Genomic DNA, 6,027 nt, shown 5'->3' on the forward strand with positions numbered 1-6,027 from the left:
CTCCTGACTCCTGACTCCTGACTCCTGACTCCTGACTCCTGACTCCTGACTCCTTTTTACGATACAGTAATGTGTGTGTCAACTTGGAAGATGCCACCTAATGGAGACTTTAATGAGTAAGGGTGTAATAACTATCACTGACGCTGAGTTTGAAACTGAGGTTTTAAAAGCCGAGCAGCCTGTATTAGTTTACTTTTGGGCTTCCTGGTGTGGTCCTTGTCAATTGATGTCGCCAATGATTAGTTTAGCTGCTAATAAATACAGCGATCGCCTAAAAATTGTCAAGATGGAAATTGACCCTAACCCCCTAACTGTGAAACAGTATCAGGTGGAAGGTGTCCCTGCACTCAGGTTAATTAAAGAAAAGCAACTGCTAGAATCGACTGAGGGAGTTATCAGCAAAGATCAATTACTCAGTCTTTTGGATCAGCATTTAAATAGTAATTAGTCAATGGTCAGGTACTGGGGACTGGGGACTGGGGACTGGGGACTGGGGACTGGAGGCAGAAGAGAGGTATTTTCCTCCTTGCTCCCTTTCCTCTTTCCTGTTCCCTATTTTTTGACTTTTGACTTTTGACTTGATTTTGCCCAATGACTAATTACTAATGACCCATGACTAATGACTAAAATGCAATTTGCACAGCGTTTACAACCCTTACAAGCTAATGTATTTGCGGACATGGACAGGGCTAAGGCTCTAGCTGTGTCTGCTGGAAAAGAATTAATTGATTTGTCTCTGGGGTCTTCTGATTTACCAGTAGATAATCATATTATTGATGCGATCGCCAAATCTCTTGATGATCCTAACACTCACGGTTATTTGCTGTTTCGAGGAACTCAAGGATTTCGTCAAGCTGCTGCTCAATGGTATGAGCAAAAATTCGGTATTAAAGTTGACCCAGAAACAGAAGTTTTACCTTTGATTGGTTCTCAGGAAGGAACTGCACATTTACCTTTAGCAATTCTCAATCCTGGTGATTTTGCCTTGTTATTAGACCCTGGTTATCCTTCCCATGCAGGAGGAGTTTATTTAGCAAGTGGGCAAATTTACCCAATGCCCTTAAAGGCAGAAAATAATTTTTTACCAGTGTTGACTGATATTCCCGCTTCAGTTTTAGCTCAGTCACGGCTGATGGTGTTAAGCTATCCCCATAATCCTACCAGTGCGATCGCTCCTTTATCTTTCTTTCAAGAAGCTGTAGCTTTTTGTCAAAAGCATAACATTGTTTTAGTCCATGATTTCCCCTACGTAGATTTAGTATTTACCCAGGACGAAACTTTCAATCCAAAATCCAAAATCCAAAATCTAAAATCCTCAGTTCCCTCAATTTTACAAGCTGACCCTGAAAAAAGCGTTTCTATTGAATTTTTCACCTTGTCTAAATCTTATAATATGGGTGGTTTCCGTATAGGTTATGCAATTGGTAACGCTCAATTAATTCAAGCTTTAAAACAAGTCAAAGCCACCGTTGATTTTAATCAATATTTGGGAATTTTGCATGGGGCGATCGCTGCACTTACAGGCAATCAAGACGGTGTAAAAAAATCAGTTGCTATTTTCCGCCAACGTCGTGATGCTTTCATCAATGCCTTGCACCGCATTGGTTGGAACGTTACCACACCAGAAGCAACTATGTATATTTGGGCAAAATTACCAGAGCCTTGGAGTAATAATTCTATCAAATTTTGTACAGAGTTAGTTAAACAAACTGGTGTAGCTGCTTCTCCGGGTGCTGGTTTTGGTCCAGCGGGGGAAGGATATGTGCGTTTTGCGTTGGTGCAAGAACCACAGATATTAGAAACTGCGGTAGATAGAATTGCTGAATTTATTAATTCTAGCGTTTGAGAAACCATAATCTTTGCAAAATAGTCGGTTTTAACCGACTTTAGCTATAAGACAGGGAATTTATTCCCTGGCGTGCTGTTACATTAAAAATATTTCTTAAAATAAAGAAAGGTATTTATTTGTAAAATTACCTAACATTAGCCGTGACAGTATCATCTCAAACTCTACCATTAGTTAAAAACCCAGAGAAACTAGAAACCCGTTTAGCAGAAATTCCCCCAGCACCAGGGGTTTATTTAATGCGGGATGAAAGCGATCGCATTATTTATATAGGTAAATCTCGCAAATTGCGATCGCGTGTTCGTTCCTATTTCCGTGACTACACTAATAAAACCCAACGCATCAACACGATGGTTAAATTAGTGACAGAAATTGAATTTATCGTCACTGATACGGAAGCGGAAGCTTTAGCATTAGAAGCAAATTTAATCAAACAGCATCAACCATATTTTAATGTTTTATTAAAAGACGATAAAAAATATCCTTATCTCTGCATTACCTGGTCTGAGGAATATCCACGCATTTTTATTACTCGTAAACGTCAACTGGGAAAACCCAAAGATAAAAAAGATAAATACTACGGACCATACACAGACTCAGGTTTATTACGGGAAATTCTGCACCTGTGTAAACGCATTTTTCCCCAAAAACAAAGACCCCAACCTTTATTTAAAGATCGTCCTTGTTTAAATTATGATATTGGTCGTTGTCCTGGAGTTTGTCAACAGTTAATTTCTCCTGAAGAATACCGGACAATTATCCAAAAAATAGCAATGGTATTTCAAGGAAGAACTCAGGAATTAATAGATATTTTAACAACACAAATGGAAGCAGCAGCGGAAGAATTGAATTTTGAAACCGCAGCTAAAATCAGAGATCAAATTATTGGTTTAAAATCCTTAACTGCACAGCAAAAAGTATCCTTACCTGATGATACAGTATCAAGAGATGCTATTGCTTTAGCCGCAGATAATCAACACGCATACATTCAATTATTTCAAATTCGTGCAGGTCAATTAGTCGGAAGATTAGCGTTTATTGCTAACTCCCAAGCTGAACCAGGAGCAATTTTACAAAGAGTATTAGAAGAACATTATCAAACAGCAGATAGTGTAGAAATTCCTAGTGAAATTTTAGTACAACATGAATTACCCGATGGGGAAATTTTAGCAGAAATTTTAACACAAAGAAAAGGCAGAAAAGTAAATATTATTGCACCTTTGCGACAAACAAAAGCAGAATTAATAGAAATGGTAGAAAAAAACGCCCAATTTGAATTACAAAGAATGCAAAAATTGGGTAATAGTAATCAAAAATCCTTAGAAGATTTAGCAGCAATTCTTGATTTACCAGACTTACCTCACCGCATTGAAGGTTATGATATTTCTCACATTCAAGGAAGTAATGCAGTAGCTTCTCAAGTGGTATTTATTGATGGTTTACCAGCAAAACAATATTACCGTCATTATAAAATTAAAAATCCCAATGTGAGTATTGGACATTCTGATGATTTTGCCAGTTTAGCAGAAGTGATTCACAGAAGATTTAGGAAATATATTGAAGATCCAAAATTACCAAGATTAGGAAATTCTGACTGGCCAGATTTAATTATGATTGATGGTGGTAAAGGTCAATTATCTGCGGTAGTATCTATTTTAGAAGAAATGAATTTATTAGCAGACTTGCGAGTTGTGAGTTTAGCAAAAAAACGGGAAGAAATCTTTTTACCCGGTGAGTCTTTACCTTTAGAAACAGATGCAGAACAACCAGGAGTACAGTTATTGCGAAGGTTGCGAGATGAAGCACATCGGTTTGCTGTGAGTTTTCATCGACAACAAAGAAGTGATAAATTGAAAAGGTCGCGATTAGATGAAATTCCCGGTTTAGGACACCATCGACAAAAGTTACTACTAGCTCATTTTCGCTCCGTTGATTATATCCGTCAAGCTACACCACAGCAATTAACAGAAGTTCCCGGAATTGGATCGAGATTAGCACAGGAAATTTATACCTATTTTCATCCAAATTGAGGAATATTGCACTTTCACACACCAAAATACCAAAATACCAAAAAATATTAACCCCCTCCCCTTGCTGATCATTAAAATGCTAAAATTCCATTGATGCTAGGGGTGCTTGTGAAAGCCAAGCTGAGATCAAACCCTTAACACCTGAGACTGGGTAATACCAGCGTAGGGAAGCTGTATATTGAGGATTATTGTATGCGAACTGAATGGGTAGCCAAGCGACGTGGACAGGGTAATGTTACACAAATGCACTACGCTCGCCAAGGTGTAATTACTGAGGAAATGTACCACGTCGCTAAGGTGGAAAACCTTCCTCCTGAACTGATCCGCGAAGAAGTAGCACGGGGAAGAATGGTGATCCCTGCGAATATTAATCACACTAACCTAGAACCGATGGCTATAGGTATCGCTTCTAAATGTAAAGTCAATGCCAATATTGGTGCATCTCCTAATTCTTCCGATGTTCAAGAAGAACTGGAAAAATTAAGATTATCTATTAAATACGGTGCTGATACCGTGATGGACTTGTCCACAGGTGGTGGTAATTTAGATGAAATTCGTACTGCTATTATCAAAGCTTCACCTGTTCCTATCGGTACTGTACCAGTTTACCAAGCTTTAGAAAGCGTCCACGGCAGAATGGAAAACTTCACCGCTGACGACTTTCTTCACATCATCGAAAAGCACGCTCAACAAGGGGTAGACTATCAAACTATTCACGCGGGTTTGTTGATAGAACATTTACCTTTAGTGAAAACTCGTCTTACAGGTATTGTTTCCCGTGGTGGCGGTATTTTGGCTAAGTGGATGTTGCTGCACCGCAAACAAAACCCCCTGTACACCCATTTCAATGACATCATTGAGATTTTCAAGAAATATGATGTTACTTTCAGTTTAGGCGACTCCCTGCGTCCTGGATGTACCCATGATGCGACAGATGCAGCGCAGTTAGCGGAACTGAAAACTTTAGGTCAACTTACCCGCAGAGCATGGGAACATGATGTACAGGTAATGGTGGAAGGTCCTGGTCACGTGCCTATGGATCAAATTGAGTTTAATGTCCGCAAGCAAATGGAGGAATGTTCAGAAGCTCCTTTCTATGTTCTAGGTCCTTTAGTTACAGACATTGCTCCTGGTTATGATCATATTACTTCAGCCATTGGTGCAGCCATGGCGGGATGGTATGGTACAGCAATGTTATGTTATGTGACACCTAAAGAACACTTAGGTTTACCTAACGCTGAAGACGTGCGTAATGGCTTAATTGCTTATAAAATAGCTGCTCATGCTGCGGATATTGCTAGACATCGCCCTGGTGCTAGAGATCGGGATGATGAATTGTCTAGAGCGCGGTATAATTTTGATTGGAATCGTCAATTTGAATTAGCTTTAGATCCTGAGCGAGCTAGGGAATATCATGATGAAACTTTGCCTGATGATGTTTATAAAAAGGCTGAGTTTTGTTCTATGTGTGGTCCTAAGTTCTGTCCGATGCAGACTAAGATTGAAGATGAGGCTTTAACTGAGTTAGAGGAATTTTTGGCTAAAGAACCTGTAGCGCAACAATGCTAAAATAGTTCTGGTTAAATATCGTTACTGGGTTAAACCTGGTAACGATATTATAGTGATTTTCGTGAACTATATTTTTATATCTCACGCAATCTCCGTGAGGAGATCCCGCAGGGTAGACGCAAAGGCGCAAAGGAAGAAAGAAGAGAAAAAGAAGATTGAAGAAATACATTAAAAATGCTGTATTTTTGTAACTGTGCATAAATCGAAATCTGTCACATCATTCACAACCTAAAAATCTATGAGTGAACAAATAAAATGGACTGCGGAAGCGGAAGCGAAAATTAAAGAAATTCCTTTTTTTGTGCGTCCTTTTGCACGGAAGAAGATTGAAAATTATGCTCAGGAGAATGGGATAGTTGTTATTGATATTCAGGTTTATGAACAGGCTAAACAGTTGTTTAATAAGAATTTTAATAAGTAGTTGAAATTACGAAACTAATATTTTTCATGTTTACTGTGATTTTTGGAAAAATGTGATTTTCAATATCATCAAATGACTCGACAAACTCACGATCAATTTGCTAAAGAATACCTAGAGGAATTATTAACACCTGTAGGAACAATCAAAAAAAGCGAAAAGGT

At 38.6% G+C, this 6,027-nt stretch carries 6 protein-coding genes and 1 riboswitch; of the genes, 5 read left to right on the forward strand and 1 reads right to left on the reverse strand.

All coding sequences use genetic code 11. From position 1 onward, the window contains the following. Positions 1-112 precede the first annotated feature (112 nt). Positions 113-448 (forward strand): thioredoxin family protein, encoded by a 336-nt coding sequence (locus tag FFR48_RS03730; protein ID WP_137666425.1) that lies wholly within the window; start codon positions 113-115, stop codon positions 446-448. Here the strand turns inward: FFR48_RS03730 and FFR48_RS03735 are convergent, their stop codons facing one another. Continuing rightward, positions 449-592, reverse strand: a complete 144-nt coding sequence (locus FFR48_RS03735) for a hypothetical protein (protein ID WP_162501838.1) — start codon at positions 590-592, stop codon at positions 449-451. Positions 593-619: 27 nt separating this feature from the next. Between FFR48_RS03735 and FFR48_RS03740 the strand changes: the two genes are divergently transcribed. The 4 genes from FFR48_RS03740 (at position 620) to FFR48_RS03755 (ending at position 5,866) form a co-directional block, all read left to right on the forward strand. Continuing rightward, entirely contained in the window at positions 620-1,846 is a 1,227-nt protein-coding gene (locus tag FFR48_RS03740; RefSeq protein ID WP_193944122.1) for an LL-diaminopimelate aminotransferase, read from the forward strand. Between the two features lie 143 nt (positions 1,847-1,989). Further along, on the forward strand, positions 1,990-3,876 hold the full coding sequence (gene uvrC / locus FFR48_RS03745; protein WP_137666426.1) for an excinuclease ABC subunit UvrC: 1,887 nt from the start codon (positions 1,990-1,992) through the stop codon (positions 3,874-3,876). A gap of 88 nt (positions 3,877-3,964) precedes the next feature. Further along, positions 3,965-4,062: riboswitch (TPP riboswitch) on the forward strand. A gap of 6 nt (positions 4,063-4,068) precedes the next feature. After that, positions 4,069-5,445, forward strand: a complete 1,377-nt coding sequence (gene thiC, locus FFR48_RS03750) for a phosphomethylpyrimidine synthase (RefSeq protein WP_137666427.1) — start codon at positions 4,069-4,071, stop codon at positions 5,443-5,445. A gap of 238 nt (positions 5,446-5,683) precedes the next feature. Beyond that, on the forward strand, positions 5,684-5,866 hold the full coding sequence (locus tag FFR48_RS03755; RefSeq protein WP_096571967.1) for a PCP reductase family protein: 183 nt from the start codon (positions 5,684-5,686) through the stop codon (positions 5,864-5,866). The last annotated feature ends 161 nt before the right edge of the window (positions 5,867-6,027 follow it).

The organism is Sphaerospermopsis reniformis, assembly GCF_005402885.1.
In the GTDB taxonomy this organism is placed as follows: Bacteria; Cyanobacteriota; Cyanobacteriia; order Cyanobacteriales; family Nostocaceae; genus Sphaerospermopsis; species Sphaerospermopsis kisseleviana.

Coding starts and splice junctions, on each gene's coding strand:
- FFR48_RS03730 (WP_137666425.1), top strand. CDS start 113: ATGAGTAAGGGTGTAATAACTATCACTGACGCTGAGTTTGAAACTGAG.
- FFR48_RS03740 (WP_193944122.1), top strand. CDS start 620: ATGACTAAAATGCAATTTGCACAGCGTTTACAACCCTTACAAGCTAAT.
- thiC (WP_137666427.1), top strand. CDS start 4,069: ATGCGAACTGAATGGGTAGCCAAGCGACGTGGACAGGGTAATGTTACA.
- FFR48_RS03755 (WP_096571967.1), top strand. CDS start 5,684: ATGAGTGAACAAATAAAATGGACTGCGGAAGCGGAAGCGAAAATTAAA.